This is a genomic window from Undibacterium sp. SXout20W (assembly GCF_049340285.1).
In the GTDB taxonomy this organism is placed as follows: domain Bacteria; phylum Pseudomonadota; class Gammaproteobacteria; order Burkholderiales; family Burkholderiaceae_D; genus Undibacterium.
The window spans coordinates 88892-111597 of sequence record NZ_JBMPPH010000005.1; the positions used below are offsets into that span (position 1 = coordinate 88892).

Here is a 22706-nt window from a genome sequence, read left to right on the forward strand (position 1 = left end):
CACTTAGCAAGTGGTTGCAATATAATTAATCCCGTAACCCAAAAAAAGGGTCAAATGAGGCTTTATTGCTGAATGAGTGCAGAAAGGCAATCCTGTTCTTGCTCTAAGCAAAAAAAACTCTTAGTATTTCTCCATTGTCTATATATTTCCATATTTCAGTCGCTTGCAAACAGCAGTAATTAGTCTAGGGATCCGCGCGAGCAACATGCTAAATTTACGTTTAAGCAGCCCACAAAACAGCGACGCACAAGGATATTGCAATGCGGTTTAGATCTCTTTTCTCTGCTCTTCGCAGCCGTATTACGCTCAGACTCGCCATTATCTTGGCGGTTGTATTTGGCCTGACCGTCCCTGCTATTTTCCTGATACCGTATCATCTCAATAGCATTGAAATCGCCGCTCGTGCACGTAATGCAGAAGATCACAATCGACTGGTTGAAATTTTATCGGTTATCTTGAGTGAGCCACTTTGGCAAATTACACCAGAAATCGCCAATACTTCAAGTGAAGTCGTCTACTCTGATCCACGTGTCGCTACGATAGAAGTTATTACCCTGCCCGACAAAAAAGAATTCATTAAAAACAGCATACGCCGGCAAACGCAAAAGGGGCCATTCACCACCATCTCGCGAGAAATCAAACATGGTGGACAAGTCATTGGCGAAGTACGTTTAACGTTAGCGGAAGATCTGCTTCAAGAAAGTCTGCGCTCCGATTTCCGTCGTTACGTCACGACAGCGGTATTGTCGCTGTTCATGGCGATTTTTTTTATTTTGCTGGTATTGCAATGGCGCCTGGTTCAACCAGTCAGACTATTAATGGATGAATCTGATCGACTGGCCAATGGTGAGTTAAATGATCCGATCGCACTAAATCGCGAGGATGAGTTAGGCCACCTGGCAAATAGCTTAGAAGCGACAAGACAGGCATTAAAAAGATCTTTTGGTGAACTAGAAATTAAAAATCATCAGTTGCTTGAATATTCAGGCACTTTAGAGTCCAAAGTACGTCAACGAACTCAAGAACTTGAAAGTGTTAACCAAAACCTTGAAGCCGCATTAACCAATGTCAACTCCGCTCAAGCAGAACTGGCACGGGTTGAACGTATGGCAGCATTGGGCTCTATGGTCGCGGGCGTTGCGCACGAGCTTAATACACCGCTTGGTAATTGCCTGCTAGTTGCGAGCACACTTGAAGAAGAGACAAGGCACCTTTTGCAAATGGTAGAAGGCGGTCAAATCCGGCGCTCAGACTTAACCAGATACGCTGTTACGGCATTGGACTCGACAAAACTGCTGCTGCGCGGCTTGCAACAATCTGCCCACCTGGTTGGTGACTTTAAGCAAGTGGCCGTGGATCAATCTAGTGCCCAGAGACGGAAATTTGGCCTTTTGGTGATGTTACAAGAGCTCAGCGCCCTGCTTCATTCTAGCCTTCGTAAAACACCATTTACCCTAGAGCTGGATATTCCCGATGACATTCAGCTCGATAGCTACCCAGGCCTGCTTGGTCAAGTATTCACCAATTTAGTGAATAACTCAGTAATTCATGGATTGGACGGACGCGCTGAGGGGCATATGCTTTGTTCGGCTGAAAAAATGGGTGAGTATGTTATGGTGACATTTCGCGATGATGGTAAAGGAATTCCGCCGGAAATTATTAATCGTATTTTTGAACCATTTTTCACGACTAAATTTGGCCAGGGTGGCAGCGGACTTGGCCTTAGTATCACCTTCAACATTATCACTAATGTTCTTGGTGGAACCATTCATGTTTCCAGTGCCCCAGATCAAGGCTCCATATTTGAAATTAAATTACCGCTCATCGCACCCGGTGATCGCGATAGCAAAGATCCATTGTTCAACAATCGATAAAGTGCCATTCTTTATCGGAAATCACTCCAATATTCATTGCTAATCAACCAAGTTTTTTGCGATAATAGGAACGAAATCAGTAAGTGAGTTCGGAGCAGCAAGAAAAAATTGCTGCTCTCAAATATTGCATCGCAAAAAAAAGTATCTAAAGCGAACGTTTTTACTCCTAATACAACAGGTGACGCCCTCCGCATACGATATACTATCGCCTCATTTCATTGTGGGCAAAATCCCTCATAGCAACTTATCATGCGCCAATACCTCGATTTCATGCGTCACGTCAAAGATCACGGGACAAAAAAAACTGACCGTACCGGCACCGGCACGGTTTCAGTATTTGGCTACCAAATGCGGTTTGACCTCAACGAAGGTTTTCCTTTAGTAACGACCAAAAAATTGCATCTAAAGTCCATCGTCCATGAGTTAATTTGGTTTCTTGCAGGCTCCACCAACATTAAATACCTAAAAGATAACGGTGTATCTATTTGGGATGATTGGGCCGACAGTAATGGTGATCTGGGTCCTGTATATGGATCACAATGGCGTAATTGGCCAACGCCAGACGGCCAACATATTGACCAAATATCACAACTGATTGAACAGATTAAAAGCAATCCAGATTCTCGGCGCCTGATCGTATCTGCGTGGAATGTCGCCGATATCCCACAAATGAAGTTACCACCTTGTCACGCTTTGTTTCAATTTTATGTTGCCGATGGTAAACTTTCGTGTCAACTTTATCAGCGCAGTGCCGATATCTTTTTAGGTGTGCCGTTCAACATTGCTTCCTATGCTTTGCTCACCCATATGGTCGCCCAGCAGTGCGGACTTGGCGTTGGAGAGTTTATTTGGACCGGTGGTGATTGTCATTTGTATTCCAACCACATGGAACAAGTTGCGGAACAGCTTTCACGGACGCCACTACCCTTACCAAAATTGAACATAAAACGGCAACCGCCAAGTATCTTTGACTACCAATTTGATGACTTTGAATTCAATAATTATGAATTCCATCCACATATCAAAGCACCTGTTGCAGTTTGATACAAGAGATTATTTATTATGTCATCAATAAGTATTATCGTTGCCTTTGATCTGCAACGCGGCATCGGAATCAATAACAAACTCCCTTGGCATCTGCCCGAGGATCTTGGTCATTTTAAAAAAATGACTAGTGGGCACCCTATTATCATGGGAAGAAACACCTTTGAATCGATCGGCAGAGCACTGCCAAATCGACGCAACATAGTCGTTACAAGAAACTCAAATTGGCACCATGATGGCGTCGAAACAGTGAACTCTTTGCAGCAAGCGAGGTCTTTGGTGAACGAGCAAGACGCGTTCATTATTGGCGGTGCGCAGATTTATCAACAATCGTTAGCATTCGCCGATCGCTTGGTGATTACAGAAATACAAGAACAATTCGCTTGTGATGCATTTTTTCCACCAATTGATTTCACGGCCTGGAAAGAAATTGCGAGAGAGGATCGTTCCTCTGCGACACAGAATTTACGTTATTCATTTGTAACTTACGAAAAATTATAGGATCTTACATGTCAAGCGATGAATTTCACGTGCACGGCCCGCACGACCACGAAGTAGAACATGCAGCAGCGCATGGCAATGATGAATTTGCAAGCCGCATTGCGGTTATGACAGCGATATTAGCTACGATAGGCGCTTTGTTTGGTTATGAAGGTGGTGCAACCCAAAACAATGCGGCAATGTATAAAAATGAAGCCGCAATTAAAAAAACAGAAGCTTCCAATCAATGGAATTTTTACCAATCCAAATCGAATAAGCAAAACTTGGCGGAGTTAGCAATCAGCCTGCCGGGCGTCGATGCGGAAAAATATAAGTCAGAAGTAACTCGTTACAAGTCAGAAAAAGAAGAAATCAAGAAAAAAGCAGACGAACTTGAGGCAGAAGCCACTAAATGGGAAGAAGCTTCAGAACTTGAATTACACCAGCACCATCGCTGGGCACAAGCAATGACTGCTGTGCAAATTGCTATTTCATTAGCAGCAATGACCTTGCTCACTAAAAAGAAATGGTTGCAATACACTTCTTACGGTGTTGCAGGAATTGGCGCTATACTGGCAGGACTTGCTTGGCTTCATATTTAATTAAAATAAAGAAAAAACAAAATGAAAAAGCTCCTTGGCATTTTACTACTCGCAGCTAGTTGCGCAGCACAAGCGCAAACGTCCGAGTTCGTTCAAACCATTCCCGAATATTATTTACCAAAAGATATCAATTTTTCATTGGGCGGTGTGGTTCTATTTACCCCTAAATACACTGGATCAAACGAACGAAAGGCACGAGTCTACCCTCTGTTTGATACGCAATGGAAAAATGGTGCTTTTTTTAGCTCAGTAAATGGCTTAGGCTATAACTTTTCAAAAGATCCATCCATTCAGTATGGCTTACGGATAACAGTAGAAGCAGCGCGTGACGAATCCTCTTCGCCTAAACTTCAAGGATTAGGTGATGTAGACACCGCAATTGAGCCTGGTGCGTTCCTCAATTACAACGTCAATCAAAACTATTCATTACTGTCATCAATCCGGTATGGATCGGGAGTCGGTCACAACGGTATGCAGACCACTGTCGGTGCGCGTTTCACGACAGCGCTGAATGATCAACATCGGATTACTGCAACGCTAAGAGCCAATTGGGTAAATGCGGCGTATATGCAGTCCTATTTTGGCGTTAATGAACAACAATCCATCAATAGCGGTTACACGCCATACACACCTAGTTCAGGTCTCACTGATATCAAGTTAAGTACTAGTTGGCACTGGACCATCGACGCTAACTGGTCGTTAACGACCGGCGCTTCAGTCAGTCGCTATACGTCCGAAGTGACTAAGAGTCCATTTGTATTTGAAAAAACACCGATTAGCGTATTTTCTGCAGCAAGCTATCGCTTCTAATTGGTCTTGATGAATTGATCGATTTTGTTTAGTTAATATTAAAAAAAATGAGCGCACCAAGCGCTCATTTTTTTTGCCTCACCCAAATAGACCGCGCTTGCGCAGCTAAATTAAATTCGTTAAATTTCATTTTACTTAACGCTATAGATAGTTTAATAGCAAGTAAATGACAATCACATGAAATTATCAATTGAATGTGAAAAAATGAGCTTTTTTTTCACATAAACCACCGCATATCTGAGAGAATTCGGTTCGTTTAAGAATGACGTAAATGTGATTGTCTATCGCACTTACGTGCTCCTCTTTTTGAATTTTTTCGGCGCGCAAGCGGTTGATTTAACTTGCCCAGGCGTCTCCCATGTACTAAGTCTTTTGGAGACCACCATGAAATTCCGCTTCCCCATCGTCATTATTGACGAAGATTTCCGTTCAGAAAATACTTCCGGCCTAGGCATCCGTGCACTCGCTGATGCCATTGAAACAGAAGGCATGGAAGTGTTAGGCGTCACCAGCTATGGTGACCTTTCTCAGTTTGCCCAACAGCAATCACGAGCGTCCGCATTTATTCTATCTATCGATGATGAAGAATTCGGTGCTGGTACGTCTGAAGAAACAGATTACGCGCTGAAATCTTTGCGCGCCTTCGTAGAAGAAATTCGCTACAAAAATGCGGATATTCCTATTTATCTGTACGGTGAAACCCGCACTTCGCGCCATATTCCTAACGATATCTTGCGCGAACTGCATGGCTTTATTCACATGTTTGAAGATACGCCAGAATTCGTGGCTCGCCACATCATTCGCGAGGCGCGTTCATACCTGGACAGCCTGGCACCACCATTCTTCAGAGCCTTGGTACATTATGCCAACGATGGCTCTTACTCTTGGCACTGCCCAGGCCACTCAGGTGGCGTCGCGTTTTTGAAGTCACCAATCGGCCAGATGTTTCATCAATTTTTTGGCGAAAATATGCTGCGTGCGGACGTTTGTAACGCCGTCGAAGAGCTCGGTCAGTTACTAGATCACACTGGCCCAGTCGCCGCCTCAGAACGTAATGCTGCCCGCATTTTCAATGCTGATCATTGTTACTTCGTGACAAACGGCACCTCGACCTCAAACAAAATGGTATGGCACTCGACCGTAGCGCCAGGTGACATTGTGGTCGTTGATCGCAACTGCCACAAATCAATTTTGCACTCGATTATCATGTGCGGCGCTATCCCTGTATTCCTGATGCCGACACGTAATCATCTCGGCATTATCGGCCCTATCCCGCTGGAAGAATTCAGCATGGAAAGCATACAGAAAAAAATTGAAGCCAATCCGTTTGCACGTGAAGCAAAGAATAAAAAGCCACGTATTCTTACTATCACCCAATCAACGTACGACGGTGTGTTATACAACGTTGAAGTGTTAAAAGATTTGCTCGATGGACAGATCGACACATTGCATTTCGATGAAGCGTGGTTGCCGCATGCAACGTTCCATGACTTTTACAAAGACATGCACGCAATCGGCAAAGATCGTCCACGCGCAAAAGAATCGATGATTTTCTCCACCCAATCGACCCACAAATTATTGGCTGGTATTTCACAAGCATCGCAAATTCTGGTGCGCGAATCAGAAACACGCAAGCTCGATAAAGATAGCTTCAATGAAGCTTATCTGATGCATACATCAACTTCACCACAATATTCGATCATCGCTTCCTGCGACGTCGCTGCAGCGATGATGGAAGCACCTGGTGGTACTGCGCTGGTGGAAGAGTCGATTCTGGAAGCACTGGATTTCCGTCGTGCGATGCGTAAAGTGGATCAGGAATGGGGTAAAGACTGGTGGTTCCAGGTTTGGGGACCGGAGGAATTCGCTGAAGATGGCATCGGTTCACGCGAAGATTGGATTATTCGTGCGGAAGACGACTGGCATGGTTTTGGCAAGTTAGCCGCTGGATTTAACATGCTCGACCCGATCAAAGCAACCATCGTCACCCCTGGCTTATCTCTCGAAGGTAAATTTGGTGAGACCGGTATTCCGGCATCTATCGTCACCAAATATCTGGCAGAACATGGCGTTATTGTTGAAAAATGTGGTCTGTACTCTTTCTTTATTATGTTTACCATCGGCATTACAAAAGGCCGTTGGAATACTTTACTAACCGCATTGCAGCAATTCAAAGATGACTACGATAAGAACCAGCCAATCTGGCGCATTTTGCCAGAGTTTGCCGCTGCCAATCCGCGTTATGAGGGTGCTGGACTCAAAGACTTGTGCCAAGGCATCCATGAAGCGTATAAAGGGCATGACGTCGCACGTCTGACGACAGAAATGTATCTATCGGACATGCAGCCTGCAATGAAACCATCAGACGCGTTTGCTATGATGGCGCATCGTGAAATCCAGCGCGTGTCGATCGATGAATTGGAAGGTCGTGTCACTGCAATTTTGCTGACACCGTATCCACCAGGTATCCCACTGTTGATTCCAGGCGAACGCTTCAACCGCACCATCGTTGACTATCTCCGTTTTGTGCGTGATTTCAACGAACGCTTCCCTGGCTTTGAAACAGATTGCCATGGCTTAGTGAAAGCAGAAGTTGATGGTAAACGTGGTTATTTTGTCGATTGCGTCAAGTCAGCTGCTGAAACTAATAAATAACGACGAACGAAGAACGACGAACGAAGAACAAAGAACGACCCATTTTCACCCTTCTTTTGTTGCAAAAATGGCCTGAAATATTACATTTTCAGGCCATTTTTTCATTTCTCAAGCACAACAATTGCACTTCAATTATGATTCATTAATCGAACTCCTTTAGCCATGCTAATTTTGCTCAGCAATGAAGTGGTATTCACGCAAAGCATGAAGTTCTCACATAGAGATTACGGATATAACAGATGGGTGAAGTACAAGGTTTAATGCCGCTAAAGCATTCTGAAATAAGCGTCGGCCAAACCATCAACTGGGCGATCTACAATCAGGATGGTCAGGTATTATTTGAAGCAGGATTACATATAGAAGACCAACAGCAACTTAATCACTTGCTAGAGGTAGGCTATTGTGAAGCCGATATGCTCTGGGATAGTATTCCTTCAAAAATTGACTTAGCCGAAAAACCAGCAACGGAAACGTCCTCTCAAAAGCCTGCTGAAGAACTCAATAAAGAATCGATCATTGAACTCGATAGCGTTCGTTGGACGGTCGGCGAAGTGTTTTATCTACAGACACACGATCAAGTAGCAACCCGTTATACCGTCCGTTTAATTGGCTTTGTCAAAAATAAATCCTTGCTAGTGACTGCACCGACTGTAAACGGAAAATCGGTGATGATACGGGAAGGTCAGACCTTTATCATTCGGGCGTTTCCTGGCAAAAAAGCGTATGCATTCACTGCATCGTTAATAAAATACGTGTTTTCCCCACACGACTATTTACACCTCAGTTACCCGAAGCAAGTCCGCTCAACAACCATACGTCAAGGTGCCCGCGCGAACGTGAAAATTATCGCTTCCGTGACAATTGGCGATCCCGAACAAACTGCTGCCGCCACATTAGGTGATTTGAGCATGGGAGGGACATCGGGCATCATTAAGAGACAACTCGGCCAAAAAGGCGACACTGGCGTGATCAAATTCAAAGTCAATGCTGCCGGCAACGATGAATTTTTGACACTAAAAACTATATTGCGCTCGATTGCGCCAACTGACAACAGCACAGAATTTCGCCATGGGTTTGAATTTACTGACGTGTCACCGCAAGCAACATTAATTCTATCAGCATTCGTCCATCAAACTTTGGCGGAGATGGATTAGCCAAACATCAGGCAACCAGACTGATGGTCGGTCGACCATTTAGTCCTCAATCTCTTTTTTTAAAGAATTTTGCTGGGCAGCGATTGCTCTGAGTTTATCCTTCTTACTTGGTCGATGGCCTTTGATCCCGCCGTGAACATCGAGCACTGTGGGCGGTTGTTGCATTGATTCCTGAGCTTCAAATCCCGGAATGCTTTCTAAGGTCAGATGTAACTGCTGTTTGCGCGAGATAGTATGAAAATGGGCCTGCGACTCTGCGCTCACAAAGCTCAGGGCCACACCGCTCGCGCCTGCACGACCAGTGCGACCTATTCGATGGGTGTAGTCATCAACAGAACGCGGCAGATCATAATTTACAACTACCTTTAGATCTGCAATATCAATACCGCGCCCTGCAAGGTCTGTTGCCACAACCACTTTCACGCGGGCGGCTTTAAAGTCGGCTAGCACCTGCTCCCTCTTACCTTGACTTAGTTCGCCGTGAAACGGCTCTGCCGCTATATCGAGTCGACGTAATTTGGTCGAAATGAGATCCGCTGAATATTTTGTCGCCACAAAGACCAATACCCGTTTCCAGCCTTCGCTTTTAATCAGGTGGCGCAGTAGCTGCGTGCGACGCGAAGCATCGACAGAAATTGCTCGTTGCAAAATATCTGGCTTGACATCGATTGCATCATCGACACGAATCCGTGCTGGCGACACGCACAATTCAAACGCCAGTGTCTCAACATTTGGGGCAAACGTCGCTGAGAACAGGAGATTTTGACGCGATTTTGGCAATAAGTCCAAAATGCGCTGCAACTCATCGGCAAAACCCAATTCCAGCAATCGATCCGCCTCATCCAGCACCAAGGTGGCAACCTGCGATAAGGACAAAGCATTCTGGTTAATCAGATCAAGCAGGCGACCAGGCGTCGCAATTACAATATCTGCACCACCACGCAAATGCATCATCTGGGGATTAACAGATACCCCCCCAAAGAGCACCGCCAACTTAACTTCTTGCGCAATGTGTTTGGCTAAGTCTTCGAGGGTCGCAGCTACCTGCGTCGCTAATTCGCGCGTCGGTACAAGAATCAAAGCCTGAATTTGTCGAGGGCGCGCTGATGGGCGCAAGGTTTGAAGCAACGGTGCACAAAATGCCAACGTTTTACCAGAACCGGTTTGCGCTTGGGCAATGATGTCTTTGTTTTCTAAAATGGCAGGAATAGCAGCCGATTGCACTGGCGTCGGCTCGACGTAATTTAAATGAGCGATCGAAGATAACAGTGCTGGCGACAAACCAAGGTGTGAAAATGACATATGGATATACTTTACCGGTGAGCGATCAAAGCTGACGCTCACTCAAAGAGAACGATTATTTACCAACGTGGCAAATAAAATTTAAAACTGACATATTTTTGAAAAAGGCGGGGAGTATATTCAAAAACACCTTAATTTAACCAGAAAAATTAAGGATCATTTATTTTACTCCCCTCCAGTATCAAACGATGATAACGCGATCGAGAGTACTTTTAAGAACGATTTTACAGAAACGATTCAGGTGACCATAAGGACAAGCACTTCACTTAGATTGTTTCTGCGCTGTTTCGCGATCGCGCTCCATGACTTTAATCTGGCGCAGCAGTGTTTTTCCCTCAAGCGATATTCTTTGCAAGACGGGCAAATATTGACGACGCTCGACCTTAATTTCCTTAAGACAATCATTCACAAAAAAAGTGTTGTAACAATGGTGTTCAGCAACCACATACCAATTCTGTAGTCGCTCTTGTGCCTTAGAACTTTCCTCTATGGCGCGATTAGCGGCCTCGCTGCTTTGAATTCCACCGATGGGAAAGCGCTCATCTAAAGCATGTACAAGCTGTGAAATTTCGACTAACTCATGCTTGCCATCGTCAGCGAGGGCACAGTCATGGAAACTCAAAAAACTTGCGAGCAGCAAGCAAACAGCGAAAGACGAGGAAAAAAAACGAGAAAATTTTGTCATCAAGTTAATGAGTCTGCAAGTTGGCGTTGGTCGGCATCCATGTATTCTTTAGATTGCATTTCGATGATACGGGATACTGTTCTGTGAAATTCATTCGACAAAGTACCTTGAGTATAAAGCAACTCAGGTGCCACTTCTGCCGACATAATGAGTTTTACTTTGTTGTCGTAAAAGACGTCGATTAACCACGTAAAACGACGTGCTTCTGAAGACATTGATGCCGACATCGACGGAATCGAAGACAATATAACGGTATGAAACCTGCTGGCAATTTCAAGATAATCATTTTGCGATCTTGGACCACCGCACAAGGTATTAAAATCAAACCAGATAACGCCCCCTGCCCTTCGTAAAGACTTCAGATTGCGCCCTTCGATGTCCACATGCGGGTCCTCATCTTTCGTATCGGCAATACGGGCAAAGCTATCGCGCAAAGCCTTATCTGTGGTGGCATTGAGCGGCGTCAAATACGCTTGCACTTGCTCCAAAGCCCGCTTACGATAATCATTACCGGAATCGACATTCATCACATCGAGGCGTTCCTTTAAGAGCGCAATCGTTGGCAACATCCGATCTCGATGCAAGCCATCTGGATAGAGCGTGTCAGGTTGATAATTAGAGGTCATCACAAAAGACACACCATTGTCAAACAAGGCTTTCAGCAGATTGTAAAGCAGCATTGCGTCGGCGACATCAGACACATGGAATTCATCAAAACAGATCAGACGGTATTTTTTTGCGATTTGACGTGCGACTTCGTCAAGCGGATTTGCCACACCTTTGAGTTCATCTAACTGACGATGCACAGAGCGCATGAATTCATGAAAATGCAACCGTGTTTTGCGCACTACTGGCACAACGGAATAAAAACTATCCATTAAAAAGGATTTGCCGCGCCCTACACCGCCCCACATGTAAACACCACGCGGCACTTCTGGCCGGGTGATCATGCGTGTCAACTTATTGGCGCGTTTTCCCTTGTAAAACACCCACTCTTCATAGGCGGTTTGCAGACGATCGACCGCACGCTTCTGCGCCTCATCCGCTGTGAATCCACGTTGCGTTAATGCATCCTGATAGAACTCTTGAACATCCATGATCTGTTTTCTCAAGCTGATTCCAGGACGCAAAACAATTGACGCGCCGGGAACAGCATTACTAAGTAGCGCAATGCGCTGCATTTACCTGCTTTCACCGCACAATAATTAAATTATTGGCGACACATACAAAACATTCGAAACATACAAAACATTCGAAACATTCGAGGGTGACGATTGAGTCAGCCCAATTACTCACCTGATCGGGTTCTCTGAAACAAAAATGGACGAGTACCTGACTCGTCCATTTTACTGAGCCACATTAAGGCAAACTCAGCATATTTTCAAACTACGTTCAATTAGAAATTCAATGAACGTTTATCAACTGCCAAAGCCGCTTCCTTCGTTGCTTCTGACAATGACGGATGCGCGTGGCAAATGCGTGCGATATCTTCGGAAGAAGCGCGGAATTCCATCGCCACTACCGCTTCAGAAATCAATTCAGACGCCATTGGGCCAACAATATGTACGCCCAGAATTTCATCGGTTGTCGCATCGGCCAGGAATTTCACCATACCGGATGTATCGCCTAAAGCACGTGCGCGACCATTCGCCATAAATGGGAAAGTGCCTGCTTTGTATGCAACGCCGTCAGCTTTCAATTGCTGTTCAGTACGACCAACCCAGGCGATTTCCGGGGAAGTGTAAATAACCCAAGGAATCGTATTGAAATTGACGTGACCATGTTGACCAGCGATACGCTCAGCGACCGCAACACCTTCTTCTTCAGCTTTGTGTGCCAGCATTGGGCCACGCACCACGTCACCAACTGCCCACACGTTTGGCAAGTTAGTTTTGCAATCACCATCAACAGCGATGAAACCACGCTCATCCAGAGCCAGGCCAACGCCTTCAGCATTTAAGCCATTTGTATTTGGTGTGCGACCAATGGAGATAATCAACTTATCGAATACCGCTTTATGCTCCGCGCCTTTGTCATCCGTGTAATTGACAGTAACGTCTTTGCCGCTATTGACGATTTCACCGATCTTCACGCCGAGGTTAATTGACAAACCTTGCTTAAGGAACAGCTTGTGAGCTTCTTTTGCGATCTGCTCATCAACTGCACCCAAGAAGGTTGGCAATGCTTCGAGCACTGTCACTTCTGCACCCAGACGACGCCATACGCTACCCATTTCCAGGCCAATAACACCCGCGCCAATCACGCCGAGCTTTTTCGGTGTCTCAGCAATATTCAGCGCGCCTTCGTTGGACAACACGTTGACTTCATCAAACGGTGTACCTGGCAATGCACGTGCGTTGGAACCAGTCGCAACGATGATGTGCTTACCAGTAACTGTTTCTTCGGTTTTGCCGGAAACTTTGATTTCGTAACCAGCAGCATCCGCTTTCACGAAAGATCCAAGGCCGTGGAAGAAAGTCACTTTATTCTTTTTGAACAAAAATAAAATGCCGTCATTATTTTGCTTAACGATCGTGTTTTTGCGACCCAACATTTTCGCCACGTCCATACCCAAACCAGAAACCTGGATACCATGATCCGCAAATGCGTGACCAGCGTGCTCAAAATGTTCGGAAGACTGCAACAATGCTTTAGATGGAATGCAACCCACGTTAGTGCAAGTACCACCAGGTGCAGGGCCACCTTTTTCGTTACTCCACGCATCGATACATGCGGTCGAGAAACCCAGTTGTGCAGCGCGAATTGCTGCAATATAGCCACCAGGGCCGCCGCCGATAACGACGACATCAAATTGTTTACTCATGAAATTATCCTGAATTTTATTTATAGCCGACTATCTTTTCATCGTCCGTAATTCAAACTGAGGTCTGAACAAACGGACGAAAGAACATCACTCTTCTTCCGGAACAAAAATCCACGCCAGCAAATAGGCAAGCATTCCCGTCCCTACGCATAGTGCGAAGAACACGAAAATCAATCGCCAGATCCACGACTCCAAACCAGTGAATTTCCCCAGACCACCACAAATACCACCCAACCATTTGTCGTCCTTTGAACGACGGAAACGATTGATTTGATTGAGTGCGTCATCGTCACCTGAAAACGAAGAAGACGCAGACTGATTGGTAGAGGCTCCCGCCCCGACTTGGTCGAGGAGCTTGGCTTTTGCTTGCGCGAACTCTGCATCAGACAGAGCGCCTGACCGATGCAGTTCGTGCAAACGTTGAATATCGTCAGCGATGTTCACGTTGATAGCCTTTGATCAATGATTACAGATCTAACAACAGACGTGATGGATCTTCGAGCGCGTCTTTCATTGCGACCAGAGCCAACACTGCTTCACGACCATCAATGATACGGTGATCGTAGGACATGGCGAGGTAGTTCATTGGACGGATGACGATCTGACCATTTTCAACTACAGCGCGATCTTTGGTCGCATGCACACCCAAAATTGCAGATTGTGGTGGGTTGATGATCGGTGTCGACAACATAGAACCGAAAGTACCGCCATTCGAAATCGAGAATGTACCGCCTGACAAATCGTCCAGAGTCAATTTACCGTCTTTCGCTTTCGCACCAAATTCGCCGATTTTCTTTTCAATATCAGCGATCGACATTTGGTCAGCATTGCGCAAAATAGGAACGACCAGGCCACGTGGTGAACCAACTGCAATACCAATATCAAAGTAACCGTGGTAGACGATATCATTACCATCAACGGAAGCATTCACGATTGGGTATTTTTTCAGCGCAGCAACTGCCGCTTTAACAAAGAAGGACATGAAGCCGAGCTTAACGCCGTGCTCTTTTTCAAATTTATCTTTGTACTTATTGCGCAAATCCATCACTGGCGCCATGTTGACTTCATTGAATGTCGTCAGAATTGCGTTAGTGGACTGCGACTGAACTAAACGCTCAGCAATACGTGCACGCAAACGGCTCATTGGAACGCGTTCTTCAGGACGATCACCAAGGCTTGCCAATGTTGGCGCTGCAACTTGTTGCAATGCTGGCTTCGTCGCCACCGGAGCAGCCAAAGGCGCAACAACAGGTGCTGCTTTCCCAGCTACTGCTGCCAATGCGTCACCTTTTGTAACACGGCCATCTTTGCCCGAACCATCAACCTGACCTGCGGACAAGCCGTTTTCAGCCAGAATTTTTGCGGCGGCTGGCATAGCAATCCCTGCTGATGACTTTGCATCAGCTGCTACAACAGAAGCAGGAGCAGCTGCAACTGCAGCAGGAGCTGCCTGGGTGGCGCTAGCGGCAGCAGAAGCGTCTGTATCGATGATAGCGATAATTTCGCCAGCAACAACCGTGCTACCGTCGCCTTTAATGATTTGTGTGACCACACCAGCATCAGGTGCTGGTAATTCCAAAACCACTTTATCCGTCTCGACATCGATCAGATTTTCGTCACGAGTGACTGCCTGACCAACCTTTTTATGCCACGTCAATAAAGTTGCTTCTGCAACAGACTCAGATAACTGAGGAACTTTTACTTCGATAATTGCCATTTTTTACTCTCCGATTCGGGTAGCCAAACGCTGCCACAACATCTGCAGCAGCGTCGCTTCATTTATTTAGTGAGGACAAAGCCTTTGAGCTTGGAAAATGCGGTTTCCAACAATGCTTTTTGTTGCGCATAGTGCTTGTCGTAATAACCGACAGCTGGCGATGCACTTGCTGGACGACCTGCGTAGGCCAATTTTTGACCCTCTTCCAGACTTTCAAAAATATTGTGCTGGATCTGGAACCAAGGTCCCTGATTTTGCGGCTCATCTTGCGCCCAAACCAATTCAACCATATTAGGGAACTTTTTCAGTTCTGCCACAAAGCTCTTGTGTGGGAATGGATAGAGCTGTTCCACACGGATAATGGCAGTATCAGCCTGAGCACGTTCTTTACGTGCATTCACTAAATCGTAATAAACTTTACCGGAGCAAGCGATGACGCGTTTGACTTTCTTCGCATCGATTTTTTCATCCACTTCACCGATGACAGTATGGAAACTGCCTTTCGACAATTCCGACAATGGTGAACCAGCATCTTTATTACGCAGCAAGGATTTTGGTGTCATGATGACCAAAGGCTTGCGGAACTGACGGATCATTTGACGACGCAACAGATGGAAAATCTGTGCTGCAGTCGTTGGCTGAACCACTTGCATGTTGTTGTCAGCGCACAGTTGCAAAAAGCGTTCTGGACGAGCAGATGAATGCTCCGGACCTTGGCCTTCGTAACCGTGTGGCAACATCATCACCAAACCAGAAGCACGACCCCACTTCACTTCGCCGGAGCTAATGAACTGATCGATCACGACTTGCGCGCCGTTAGCGAAATCGCCGAACTGTGCTTCCCAGATTGTCAGTGTATTTGGTTCTGCCGTCGAGTAACCGTATTCAAAGCCCAATACCGCTTCTTCCGACAATACAGAGTCGATCACTGTGAATGGTGCCTGGTTGTCCGAGATGTTTTGCAGTGGGATGTAAGTACCTGAATCCCAGCGTTCACGATTTTGGTCATGCAATACTGCATGACGGTGAACGAAAGTACCACGACCCGCATCTTGACCAGTCAGACGAATTGGATAGCCAGAAGACACCAGAGATGCATAGGCAAGATGTTCACCCATACCCCAATCCAGATTCATCTCGCCGCGACCCATTGTTGCGCGGTCGCCCAATACTTTTTCTACCAGACTATGTGGCTTGAATCCTGCAGGAACCGTAGTAATACGCTCTGCCAAACGCTTCAATTCTGTCGTTGGGACAGCCGTATCAGCAGCGTCAGTCCATTTACGATTGAGGAAAGGAATCCAATCCACAGCGTATTTGTTTTTGAAGTTAGAAATCACCGGATCGTGCGTATGCTTACCAGCATCCATCGCGTCACGGAATTCTTTCACCATCGCGTCGCCGCCGTCGGCTGGGATCGTGCCTTGTGCAGATAATTTATCTGCATACAATTTACGAGTGCCTGGATGTTGACCGATTTTTTTGTACATCAGTGGCTGCGTCAGTGCTGGTGTATCTTGTTCGTTGTGACCCAATTTACGGTAGCAAATAATGTCAACAACAACATCTTTCTTGAATTCCATACGGTAATCAAGAGCGATTTGAGTTGCCAGAACGACTGCTTCCGGATCATCAGCATTCACATGCAATACAGGCGCTTCGATCATTTTTACAACGTCGGAGCAATACAAGGTAGAACGTGAATCACGCGGATCAGATGTTGTGAAACCGATCTGGTTGTTAATCACGATGTGCATCGTACCGCCAGTACCGTAGCCGCGCGTCTGTGCCAGATTCAGTGTTTCCATGACCACGCCCTGCCCCGCGAAAGCGGCATCACCGTGCACGAGGATAGGTAATACTTGCGCGCCTTCTTTGTCGCCACGACGATCCATACGGGCTTTAACAGATCCCTCAACCACTGGATTAACGATTTCCAGATGGGATGGATTAAATGCCAGAGACAAATGGACTGGTCCACCAGGCGTCGACACGTCAGAAGAGAAGCCTTGGTGGTACTTCACGTCACCCGCTGGCAAATCGTCACCGTGTTTACCTTCAAATTCAGCAAACAAATCTTGTGGCATTTTGCCCAAGGTATTAACCAGGACATTCAGACGGCCGCGATGCGCCATACCAATAACAATTTCTTGCACGCCGCGTTCACCAGCGCGCTGGATGGTTTCATCCATCGATGCGATAAAGCTTTCACCACCCTCCAAAGAGAAGCGCTTTTGACCGACATAACGTGTATGCAAGTAACGCTCCAAGCCTTCTGCCGCTGTCAAGCGGTCAAGAATGTGCTTTTTCTTTTCTGCAGTAAAGTTTGGTGTGGAACGGATAGATTCGAGCTTTTGTTGCAACCAACGCTTTTCTGTCGGATCACTGATGTACATGAACTCAGCGCCGATCGAACGACAATAAGTATCACGCAAAGAATTAATCAAATCGCGCAGGGAAGCTGTTTCGCTACCAAAATAGGTATTGCTGATATTGAACTGAATATCCATATCAGCATCGGTAAAGCCATAAAAGCTTGGCTCTAACTCTGGTAAATTTGGACGTTCCTGACGTTGCAATGGATCCAGATTGGCCCAATGACTGCCCAAGAAGCGATATGCTGCGATCAATTGCTGAGCGGCAACGCGTTTGCGTCCCATTTCAGCATCAGCAGTGGCGCTTACAGTACGGATCGGACCTTGCTTAGCGCGTTCAGCGAAAGAGGCAATCACTGGAGCATGGGCGACGTCTGGTTTAGACGAACCGTCAACTGCAGGAACATGCTGCATCGCGTCGAAATAGGCGCGCCAGTTTTCAGGTACAGAACCAGGATTATTGAGGTAGGCTTCGTAAAGTTCTTCAACGTACGGCGCATTGCCGCCGAACAAGTACGAGTTAGCGTTATATTGTTGCATCATCTTGCTCACCTTTCTTCGCGTTTCGCGAGATTAGCGGGTTAATCTAACCTTCCGCGACACGGCCTGACCGGTTAGCGGATTGCACATCAAGTTGTGGGGAAGGGCTTGTTTCAAACTATTCTCGATTCAGAATCAAAATCCACATTCAAAACAAATATACTTTTTGAATCTAAAACGAAAAACACATCTAAAATTTACTTTCGAGCCGAAGCATAGCATATTTAACGCAGAAAAAAAAAGCGAGTCGCCATGACTCGCCCTTTTTCAATGCTGCACTGCGCACATAAATATGGATAAATATGCCATCGGCAGCATTTTTTTCTTAACGCTTATCAATAGCAACAACATCACGTTTCGCTGCACCAACAAATAATTGACGTGGACGGCCAATTTTTTGTTCTGGGTCAGAGATCATTTCTTTCCATTGAGCAATCCAGCCAACCGTCCGTGCCAGTGCAAAAATGCCAGTGAACAGTGCTGTTGGAATGCCTAATGCACGTTGCACGATGCCTGAGTAGAAATCGACATTTGGATACAACTTACGGCTAACGAAGTATTCGTCTTCCAGAGCGATTTTCTCCAACGCCATCGCCAATTTGAACAATGGATCATCTTGCAGGCCCAGTTCTTGCAGAACTTCGTAGCAAGTTTCACGCATCAATTTAGCGCGTGGATCGTAGTTTTTGTACACACGATGACCAAAACCCATCAGCTTAACGCCAGAGTTTTTGTCTTTAACTTGAGAAATAAAGTGAGTAATGTTGTCTACGCTACCAATTTCTTCCAGCATGCTCAGTGCTGCTTCATTCGCACCACCGTGCGCAGGTCCCCAGAGACATGCGATACCAGCAGCAATACATGCGAATGGGTTCGCGCCTGAAGAACCAGCCAGACGAACGGTCGATGTAGATGCATTTTGCTCGTGATCTGCGTGCAAAATCAAAATGCGATCCAACGCGCGCACTAATACTTCATTCACTTTGTACTCTTCGCATGGCGTCGAGAACATCATATGCATGAAATTTGCGCTGTAGGACAAGTCATTACGTGGATACACAAAAGGCTGACCGATAGAATACTTGTACGCCATCGCCACCAACGTTGGCATCTTTGCGATCAAACGAATCGCAGATACTTCACGGTGATGTGGATCGTTGATGTCCAGCGAATCGTGGTAGAACGACGACAACGCGCCTACTGTACCAACCAGCACTGACATCGGATGGGCGTCACGACGGAAACCACGGAAGAAAAATTGCATCTGTTCGTGAACCATCGTGTGTTTAGTCACTGTCGAAACAAATTCTTCTTTTTGTGCTGCATTTGGCAATTCACCATTCAACAGCAAATAGCATGTTTCAAGGAAATCGCCGCCATTGACAGCCAATTGTTCGATAGGATAACCACGATACAGCAACTCGCCTTTATCGCCGTCAATGTAAGTAATTGAAGAATTACATGCCGCAGTCGACATAAAACCCGGGTCATAAGTGAACTTGCCAGTCGCACCGTATAACTTACGAATATCAATTACATCAGGACCGATAGATCCTTTGTAAATTGGCATCTCCAACGATGGTGAACCATCGGAGAATGACAGGGTTGCTTTTGTTTCAGAATTAGTCATGGCTCTTCCTTCAGATAAGAGGTGAGTCGTTAATCAAAAAAACACAAAAAAAACTTTTATTGTCAGGCTACGCGCAGACGTGCAAGCAAAGCATGCACATGAGGCAAATCAACCTCATCCTGAGGCTCCTTCTTCGCCATAATCAAATCCATCAGGACGTTGTCAGACAACTCCATCAGGCGACTAAAAGCATCTACTTCATCGTCATTTAGACTCTCTTCATTTTCATCCAGGAACCGCGTCAATATCAGATCATTTTCCAACAAGCCACGACGGGCACGCCAGCGCAAACGAGCACGCTTTACCGGATCACTTTGATGGGAATCTTCCACAAGCTTAGACATATTAATTTCTCTTTTAATGCTTTCTATTTCATGCAACTCTTCAAATAGCCTCAAGAGTTGCATGAAATAGAAGCGGCACAACTGTGCGCCGCCTCCTTCGTCAATTAAACGGCGCGGCGAACCATTAACTCTTTGATTTTGCCAATTGCGCGGGTCGGATTCAGACCTTTTGGACAAACGTCAACACAGTTCATGATTGTGTGGCAGCGGAACAAACGGTACGGATCTTCCAGGTTATCCAGACGAGCACTCGTTGCCTCGTCGCGGGAATCGGCAATAAAGCGATACGCTTGCAACAAACCAGCAGGACCCACAAACTTGTCGGGATTCCACCAGAAAGATGGGCATGATGTCGAGCAGCATGCACACAAGATACACTCATAGAGGCCATCAAGCTCTTCACGTTCTGCTGGTGACTGCAAGCGTTCTTTTTCCGGAGGAATGGAATCATTCACCAAATAAGGCTTGATTGAGTTGTATTGCTTAAAGAATTGCGTCATATCGACGATCAGATCGCGAATAACTGGCAAACCCGGCAATGGGCGCAAAACGATAGGCTCGACTAACTCGTTTAAGTTCGTCGTGCAAGCCAGACCATTCTTACCATTAATGTTCATTGCGTCTGAACCACAAACGCCTTCACGGCAAGAACGACGCAACGCCAACGAGTCATCAACGTCAGACTTAATGCGCTGCAATGCATCCAACAACATTTTGTCTGTGTCTTGCAACTCAACCGTCAAGTCTTGCATGTAAGGCTTTGCATCCTTGTCCGGATCATATCGATAAATTTTAAATTTCAGTGTACGTGCCATGATATCTTCCTTGTGAGCCCTTATGGGCGCACGATAAATAGACTGCCTGACTTTGCCAGACAGTACATCTTCTCAATTTAGAATGTGCGAGCTTTAGGCTTGAACGTCTCAACTGTCAGCGGTTTAGTGACGACAGGTTTGTAATCAAGTCGATTGCCTTCGGAATACCACAGGGTGTGCTTCATCCAGTTTTCATCATCACGTTTTTCATAGTCACGGTGTGCATGTGCACCACGAGACTCTTTACGCGCTGCAGCAGAAGTAATCGTTGCTTTAGCTGTCTCGATCAAGTTATCCAATTCCAGTGCTTCTACACGTGCTGTGTTGAATACTTTGGATTTATCTTTGAAGGAAACATGCTTGCGACGTTCGTCGAGCACCATGATTTCTTTATAGCCTTCTTGCAGCAATTCGTCAGTACGGAAAACGCCGCAGTGGTGTTGCATAGTCTTGCGAATTGCGTTTGCAACGTCCTGAACACGTTCAGAACCAGTGCTATTTTCCAGCTTGGACAAACGGGACAAGGCCAAATCAGCTGCATCAGCAGGCAAATCTTTGTTGCTACGCGCTTTGAGATTACTTGCAACGATATGATTACCAGCAGCACGACCAAACACCAACAGATCGAGCAACGAGTTCGTGCCCAAACGGTTTGCACCATGGACAGAAACGCAAGCGCACTCACCGATCGCGTACAAGCCATTGACAACTTCACTACTGCCATTTTTAGGAGCAACTACCTGACCATAGATATTGGTCGGGATACCACCCATTTGGTAGTGAATTGTTGGAACGACTGGAATTGGTTCTTTCGTTGCATCGACGTTAGCGAATTTGTGCGCGATTTCCAGAATCGATGGCAAACGTTTTTGAATCGTATCAGCACCAATATGACGAAGATCAAGCATAACGTGGTCTTTATTCGGACCACAACCACGACCTTCTTTAATTTCCTGATCCATAGAACGGGAAACGAAGTCACGAGGTGCCAAATCTTTCAATGTCGGCGCATAGCGCTCCATGAAACGCTCACCCTGACTGTTAACCAGAATACCACCCTCACCGCGCACACCTTCGGTAATCAGCACGCCAGCACCAGCGACGCCGGTTGGGTGAAACTGCCAGAATTCCATATCTTCCAATGGCAAACCAGCACGCGCTGCCATACCCATACCGTCACCAGTATTGATAAATGCATTTGTGGAAGCTGCCCAGATACGACCAGCACCGCCGGTCGCGAAAATAGTCTGCTTCGCTTCCAGCATCATCACTTCGCCGGTTTCCATTTCCAGAGCAACCACACCCAAAACGTCGCCTTCGGCATCACGAATCAAATCGATTGCCATCCACTCAACGAAAAAGTGTGTGCGAGCACGAACGTTACGCTGATACAGGGTATGCAACAGAGCATGACCAGTGCGATCGGCAGCAGCACAAGCGCGCTGAACTGGTTTTTCACCAAAGTTAGCAGTGTGGCCACCGAATGGGCGTTGATAAATTGTACCGTCAGCGTTGCGGTCAAATGGCATACCAAAGTGTTCTAGTTCATAAACAACTTTTGGTGCTTCGCGACACATAAATTCAATGGCATCCTGATCACCGAGGTAATCCGAGCCCTTGACTGTGTCAAACATATGCCAGTACCAGTTATCTTCAGACATATTACCCAAAGAAGCACCAATACCACCTTGCGCAGCCACTGTATGTGAGCGCGTAGGAAACACTTTAGAAAGCACAGCAACGTTCAAGCCAGCTTCAGCCAATTGCAGCGAAGCACGCATACCTGAACCACCTGCACCGACGATTACCGCATCAAAACGACGGGTAGGAATTGTGGATTTAATTGCGGCCACTT

General features: G+C 46.2%; 18 protein-coding genes. 7 read left to right on the plus strand and 11 right to left on the minus strand.

Going from position 1 to position 22706, the window contains the following annotated elements:
- Nucleotides 1-260: 260 nt before the first annotated feature.
- The 7 genes from ACO0K1_RS04800 to ACO0K1_RS04830 all read left to right on the plus strand — a co-directional run bounded on the left by ACO0K1_RS04800 (nt 261) and on the right by ACO0K1_RS04830 (nt 8619).
- Nucleotides 261-1874, plus strand: a complete 1614-nt coding sequence (locus ACO0K1_RS04800; RefSeq protein WP_423023231.1) for a sensor histidine kinase — start codon at nt 261-263, stop codon at nt 1872-1874.
- A gap of 249 nt (nt 1875-2123) precedes the next feature.
- Nucleotides 2124-2918 (plus strand): thymidylate synthase, encoded by a 795-nt coding sequence (locus tag ACO0K1_RS04805; RefSeq protein ID WP_423023233.1) that lies wholly within the window; start codon nt 2124-2126, stop codon nt 2916-2918.
- 18 nt (nt 2919-2936) lie between these two features.
- Nucleotides 2937-3419 (plus strand): dihydrofolate reductase, encoded by a 483-nt coding sequence (locus tag ACO0K1_RS04810; protein ID WP_423023235.1) that lies wholly within the window; start codon nt 2937-2939, stop codon nt 3417-3419.
- Nucleotides 3420-3427: 8 nt separating this feature from the next.
- The gene (locus tag ACO0K1_RS04815; protein ID WP_423023237.1) at nt 3428-4000 is read left to right on the plus strand and encodes a DUF4337 domain-containing protein; all 573 of its coding nucleotides are present in this window, start codon (nt 3428-3430) and stop codon (nt 3998-4000) included.
- A gap of 21 nt (nt 4001-4021) precedes the next feature.
- Nucleotides 4022-4810, plus strand: coding sequence for a MipA/OmpV family protein (locus tag ACO0K1_RS04820; RefSeq protein ID WP_423023239.1), 789 nt, complete (start codon nt 4022-4024; stop codon nt 4808-4810).
- Nucleotides 4811-5194: 384 nt separating this feature from the next.
- A complete protein-coding gene (locus tag ACO0K1_RS04825) occupies nt 5195-7465 on the plus strand; it encodes an Orn/Lys/Arg decarboxylase N-terminal domain-containing protein (protein ID WP_423023241.1) in 2271 nt (756 codons plus the stop codon).
- 239 nt (nt 7466-7704) lie between these two features.
- On the plus strand, nt 7705-8619 hold the full coding sequence (locus ACO0K1_RS04830; RefSeq protein ID WP_423023243.1) for a flagellar brake protein: 915 nt from the start codon (nt 7705-7707) through the stop codon (nt 8617-8619).
- 39 nt (nt 8620-8658) lie between these two features.
- Here ACO0K1_RS04830 and ACO0K1_RS04835 read toward each other — a convergent pair whose 3' ends face one another.
- From ACO0K1_RS04835 to sdhA, 11 genes are all read right to left on the minus strand, one after another.
- A complete protein-coding gene (locus tag ACO0K1_RS04835; protein WP_423023245.1) occupies nt 8659-9921 on the minus strand; it encodes a DEAD/DEAH box helicase in 1263 nt (420 codons plus the stop codon).
- A 262-nt stretch (nt 9922-10183) separates the two neighbouring features.
- Nucleotides 10184-10543, minus strand: a complete 360-nt coding sequence (locus ACO0K1_RS04840; protein ID WP_423023247.1) for a hypothetical protein — start codon at nt 10541-10543, stop codon at nt 10184-10186.
- A gap of 62 nt (nt 10544-10605) precedes the next feature.
- Complete coding sequence (gene zapE, locus ACO0K1_RS04845) at nt 10606-11703, minus strand: cell division protein ZapE (RefSeq protein ID WP_423023366.1); 1098 nt, start codon at nt 11701-11703, stop codon at nt 10606-10608.
- A 299-nt stretch (nt 11704-12002) separates the two neighbouring features.
- The gene (gene lpdA / locus ACO0K1_RS04850; protein WP_423023249.1) at nt 12003-13430 is read right to left on the minus strand and encodes a dihydrolipoyl dehydrogenase; all 1428 of its coding nucleotides are present in this window, start codon (nt 13428-13430) and stop codon (nt 12003-12005) included.
- 87 nt (nt 13431-13517) lie between these two features.
- A complete protein-coding gene (locus ACO0K1_RS04855) occupies nt 13518-13874 on the minus strand; it encodes a PspC domain-containing protein (protein ID WP_423023251.1) in 357 nt (118 codons plus the stop codon).
- Nucleotides 13875-13896: 22 nt separating this feature from the next.
- Complete coding sequence (odhB, locus tag ACO0K1_RS04860; protein ID WP_423023253.1) at nt 13897-15147, minus strand: 2-oxoglutarate dehydrogenase complex dihydrolipoyllysine-residue succinyltransferase; 1251 nt, start codon at nt 15145-15147, stop codon at nt 13897-13899.
- Nucleotides 15148-15209: 62 nt separating this feature from the next.
- Nucleotides 15210-18065, minus strand: coding sequence for a 2-oxoglutarate dehydrogenase E1 component (locus ACO0K1_RS04865; protein WP_423023255.1), 2856 nt, complete (start codon nt 18063-18065; stop codon nt 15210-15212).
- A 322-nt stretch (nt 18066-18387) separates the two neighbouring features.
- Nucleotides 18388-19692, minus strand: a complete 1305-nt coding sequence (gltA, locus tag ACO0K1_RS04870; protein ID WP_423023257.1) for a citrate synthase — start codon at nt 19690-19692, stop codon at nt 18388-18390.
- Nucleotides 19693-19754: 62 nt separating this feature from the next.
- Complete coding sequence (locus ACO0K1_RS04875) at nt 19755-20036, minus strand: succinate dehydrogenase assembly factor 2 (protein ID WP_423023259.1); 282 nt, start codon at nt 20034-20036, stop codon at nt 19755-19757.
- Nucleotides 20037-20140: 104 nt separating this feature from the next.
- Nucleotides 20141-20851: a succinate dehydrogenase iron-sulfur subunit gene (locus ACO0K1_RS04880; protein ID WP_423023261.1), complete on the minus strand. Its 711-nt coding sequence runs from the start codon at nt 20849-20851 to the stop codon at nt 20141-20143.
- Nucleotides 20852-20928: 77 nt separating this feature from the next.
- On the minus strand, nt 20929-22704 hold the full coding sequence (gene sdhA / locus ACO0K1_RS04885; RefSeq protein WP_423023263.1) for a succinate dehydrogenase flavoprotein subunit: 1776 nt from the start codon (nt 22702-22704) through the stop codon (nt 20929-20931).
- Nucleotides 22705-22706 lie beyond the last annotated feature (2 nt).

What these genes read in the sequence shown, in the direction of transcription:
- ACO0K1_RS04880 (WP_423023261.1), bottom strand. Translation starts at nt 20,851, where the DNA reads ATGGCACGTACACTGAAATTTAAAATTTATCGATATGATCCGGACAAG.
- ACO0K1_RS04800 (WP_423023231.1), top strand. Translation starts at nt 261, where the DNA reads ATGCGGTTTAGATCTCTTTTCTCTGCTCTTCGCAGCCGTATTACGCTC.
- zapE (WP_423023366.1), bottom strand. Translation starts at nt 11,703, where the DNA reads ATGGATGTTCAAGAGTTCTATCAGGATGCATTAACGCAACGTGGATTC.
- lpdA (WP_423023249.1), bottom strand. Translation starts at nt 13,430, where the DNA reads ATGAGTAAACAATTTGATGTCGTCGTTATCGGCGGCGGCCCTGGTGGC.
- ACO0K1_RS04830 (WP_423023243.1), top strand. Translation starts at nt 7,705, where the DNA reads ATGGGTGAAGTACAAGGTTTAATGCCGCTAAAGCATTCTGAAATAAGC.
- odhB (WP_423023253.1), bottom strand. Translation starts at nt 15,147, where the DNA reads ATGGCAATTATCGAAGTAAAAGTTCCTCAGTTATCTGAGTCTGTTGCA.
- ACO0K1_RS04820 (WP_423023239.1), top strand. Translation starts at nt 4,022, where the DNA reads ATGAAAAAGCTCCTTGGCATTTTACTACTCGCAGCTAGTTGCGCAGCA.
- gltA (WP_423023257.1), bottom strand. Translation starts at nt 19,692, where the DNA reads ATGACTAATTCTGAAACAAAAGCAACCCTGTCATTCTCCGATGGTTCA.
- ACO0K1_RS04835 (WP_423023245.1), bottom strand. Translation starts at nt 9,921, where the DNA reads ATGTCATTTTCACACCTTGGTTTGTCGCCAGCACTGTTATCTTCGATC.
- ACO0K1_RS04810 (WP_423023235.1), top strand. Translation starts at nt 2,937, where the DNA reads ATGTCATCAATAAGTATTATCGTTGCCTTTGATCTGCAACGCGGCATC.
- ACO0K1_RS04805 (WP_423023233.1), top strand. Translation starts at nt 2,124, where the DNA reads ATGCGCCAATACCTCGATTTCATGCGTCACGTCAAAGATCACGGGACA.
- ACO0K1_RS04865 (WP_423023255.1), bottom strand. Translation starts at nt 18,065, where the DNA reads ATGATGCAACAATATAACGCTAACTCGTACTTGTTCGGCGGCAATGCG.
- ACO0K1_RS04875 (WP_423023259.1), bottom strand. Translation starts at nt 20,036, where the DNA reads ATGTCTAAGCTTGTGGAAGATTCCCATCAAAGTGATCCGGTAAAGCGT.
- ACO0K1_RS04815 (WP_423023237.1), top strand. Translation starts at nt 3,428, where the DNA reads ATGTCAAGCGATGAATTTCACGTGCACGGCCCGCACGACCACGAAGTA.
- ACO0K1_RS04825 (WP_423023241.1), top strand. Translation starts at nt 5,195, where the DNA reads ATGAAATTCCGCTTCCCCATCGTCATTATTGACGAAGATTTCCGTTCA.